We start from the raw sequence: 2,557 nt of genomic DNA, 5'->3' as shown, positions 1-2,557 counted from the left end.
CCGACTCATGGATTACGGCAAGTTCAAATACCAAGAGCAAAAGCGTGCGGCAGAAGCCAAAGCCAAGCAAACGGTCATTGACATCAAGGAAGTCAAGTTCCGTCCGGGCACTGACGACGGTGACTACAACATCAAAATGCGCAACATTCGCCGTTTCTTGGCCGATGGCGACAAGTGCAAGATCACCTTGCGTTTCCGCGGCCGTGAAATCACGCACCAAGAACTTGGTTTGGCTTTGCTTAACCGCATTCGCGATGAGTTGGCCGACTCGATCATCGTGGAGCAATTTCCCAAGTTGGAAGGCCGCCAGATGATCATGATGATCGCGCCAGGACGTAAAAAGCCTGCTGCAGGTGGCAAGGCTGCAGACGCGTCTGCACCGGCCGAATCGGCTTGAAAAAGAATTTGACCGGCTTTCGGGCGGGTTAAGTCAAAAGCTGCCTTTGGGCAGCTTTTGTTAAAAGTGGCTCGGGGCCAACAAGGCTGCCAATTTTTTGCAGACGCCTCACGAGCACAATTAAAGGAGCATTGACATGCCCAAGATGAAGACCAAAAGCAGCGCTAAAAAGCGCTTCCGTGTTCGTCCCGGTGGAACCGTTAAACGCGGTCAAGCCTTCAAACGTCACATCCTGACCAAGAAGACCACCAAAAACAAGCGCCACCTTCGCGGTGCAGTGGCTGTTCATGAGACCAATATGGGTCACATGGCACAGATGCTGCCGATGGCTGGCCTGTAATTACTGACGAACAAGGAGAATAAATATGCCTCGCGTTAAACGTGGTGTAACGGCACGCGCCCGTCACAAGAAAGTTTTGGCCCTTGCAAAAGGTTTCCGCGGTCGCCGCGGCAATGTCTTCCGCATCGCCAAACAGGCGGTGATGAAGGCTGGCCAATACGCCTACCGTGACCGCCGCACCAAAAAGCGTGTGTTCCGTCAGTTGTGGATTGCCCGTATCAACGCCGCTGCGCGTGAATGCGGTCTGACCTACAGCCAATTCGCCAACGGCCTGAAGAAGGCTGCCATCGAAATCGACCGCAAGATGCTGGCGGACATCGCCGTGCATGACAAGGCCGCTTTTGCTGGCATCGTGAACCAAGTCAAAGCCAAACTGGCTGCAGCTTGAGTCCATGAGTGACACGAGCCCTCGGGCCTGTGCCACGCACTCGATCAAAGGGATTGAGGCTCACAAAAGCTTCAATCCCTTTTTTATTTGGCCACCTACTGAAAATCCAACATGAACGAGCTGGACACCCTGGTTGAATCTGCCCACCAGAGTTTTACGCAGGCACTGACACCTGCTGACCTTGAGAACGCCAAGGCCCAATTTTTGGGCAAAGCCGGTCGCATCACCGAGTTGATGAAAGGCATGGCTGCTCTGAGCGTGGAAGACAAAAAAACCCGAGGCGCCGCCATCAACATCGCCAAGCAGGCGATCGAGGCGGCCTTGGATGACCGCCGCCAGGCTTTAGCCGACGCCGAGTTGCAAGTGCAACTCAAGGCCGAGGCGCTGGATGTGTCGCTGCCTGGCCGCAGCGCCAATGTCGGTGGTTTGCACCCCGTCTCGCTCACGTTGGAGCGGGTTGAGAGTATTTTTGGCTCCATGGGCTTTGAAGTGGCCCAGGGCCCCGAGATCGAGACCGATTGGTTCAACTTCACCGCGCTCAACACGCCCGAAGACCACCCAGCCCGCTCCATGCACGACACCTTCTACGTCGAAGGCGGTCATTTGTTGCGCACGCACACCAGCCCCATGCAAATCCGGCATGCGGTGCAGCACGTCAAGCGATACCGCAACCAGCTCGATGCTGGCCAGGGCATGCCCGAAATCCGTGTCATCGCGCCGGGCCGTACGTACCGCGTCGACTCCGATGCCACCCATTCACCCATGTTCCACCAGTGCGAAGGTCTGTGGATTGGCGAGAACGTGAGCTTCAAAGACCTGAAGGTCGTGGTCACCGATTTTTGCCGCACCTTCTTTGAAAGCGATGACCTGGTGCTGCGCTTTCGTCCCAGCTTTTTTCCCTTCACCGAACCCAGCGCCGAAATTGACATCCAGTTTCAAAGCGGTCCATTGGCCGGTCGCTGGCTTGAAGTGGGCGGCTCCGGACAAGTGCACCCGAACGTGGTGCGCAACATGGGCCTGGACCCCGAGCAGTTCATTGGTTTTGCCTTTGGCATGGGCATGGACCGTTTCACCATGCTGCGCTATGGCGTGAACGACTTGCGGCTGTTCTTTGACGGCGATGTGCGCTTCCTGAGCCAGTTCCAGTAATTCCCTCCCAAGTCCGATACACGAGACACGAGTCATGCAATTTCCTGAATCCTGGTTGCGCGAGTTTTGCAACCCGTCCCTGACGACCCAGCAACTGGCCGACACTTTGACCATGGCCGGTCTCGAAGTGGAAGAGCTCGAGCCCGTGGCCCCACCCTTCACAAAGATCGTGGTCGGCGAAATCACAGAAGCCGTGCAGCACCCCAATGCCGATCGCCTGCGCGTGTGCCAGGTGGATGTGGGGCAGGGCAGCTTGCTGAACATCGTTTGCGGTGCACCCAAT

Annotated in this window: 4 protein-coding genes and 1 pseudogene; all 5 read left to right on the top strand. The window is 56.5% G+C overall.

The window, feature by feature from the left end; translation table 11 throughout:
• The coding region (gene infC / locus Q0341_RS06680; protein ID WP_299511387.1) for a translation initiation factor IF-3 at window positions 1-397 on the top strand (397 nt) is incomplete at its 5' end.
• 136 nt (window positions 398-533) lie between these two features.
• Complete coding sequence (gene rpmI, locus Q0341_RS06675; RefSeq protein ID WP_108322580.1) at window positions 534-737, top strand: 50S ribosomal protein L35; 204 nt, start codon at window positions 534-536, stop codon at window positions 735-737.
• A gap of 25 nt (window positions 738-762) precedes the next feature.
• Entirely contained in the window at window positions 763-1,125 is a 363-nt protein-coding gene (rplT, locus tag Q0341_RS06670) for a 50S ribosomal protein L20 (RefSeq protein ID WP_026036460.1), read from the top strand.
• A gap of 111 nt (window positions 1,126-1,236) precedes the next feature.
• Window positions 1,237-2,274, top strand: a complete 1,038-nt coding sequence (pheS, locus tag Q0341_RS06665; protein WP_299511369.1) for a phenylalanine--tRNA ligase subunit alpha — start codon at window positions 1,237-1,239, stop codon at window positions 2,272-2,274.
• 34 nt (window positions 2,275-2,308) lie between these two features.
• Window positions 2,309-2,557 (top strand): annotated as a pseudogene (locus Q0341_RS06660) (phenylalanine--tRNA ligase subunit beta); the annotation flags it as partial.

It is taken from the genome of uncultured Limnohabitans sp. (genome assembly GCF_937889215.1).
Taxonomy (GTDB): Bacteria; Pseudomonadota; Gammaproteobacteria; order Burkholderiales; family Burkholderiaceae_C; genus Limnohabitans_A.
Note: the sequence above shows the minus strand (reverse complement) of the source record. Positions and strands in the feature narration are given on the sequence as shown.

What these genes read in the sequence shown, in the direction of transcription:
- rpmI (WP_108322580.1), top strand. Translation starts at nt 534, where the DNA reads ATGCCCAAGATGAAGACCAAAAGCAGCGCTAAAAAGCGCTTCCGTGTT.
- rplT (WP_026036460.1), top strand. Translation starts at nt 763, where the DNA reads ATGCCTCGCGTTAAACGTGGTGTAACGGCACGCGCCCGTCACAAGAAA.
- pheS (WP_299511369.1), top strand. Translation starts at nt 1,237, where the DNA reads ATGAACGAGCTGGACACCCTGGTTGAATCTGCCCACCAGAGTTTTACG.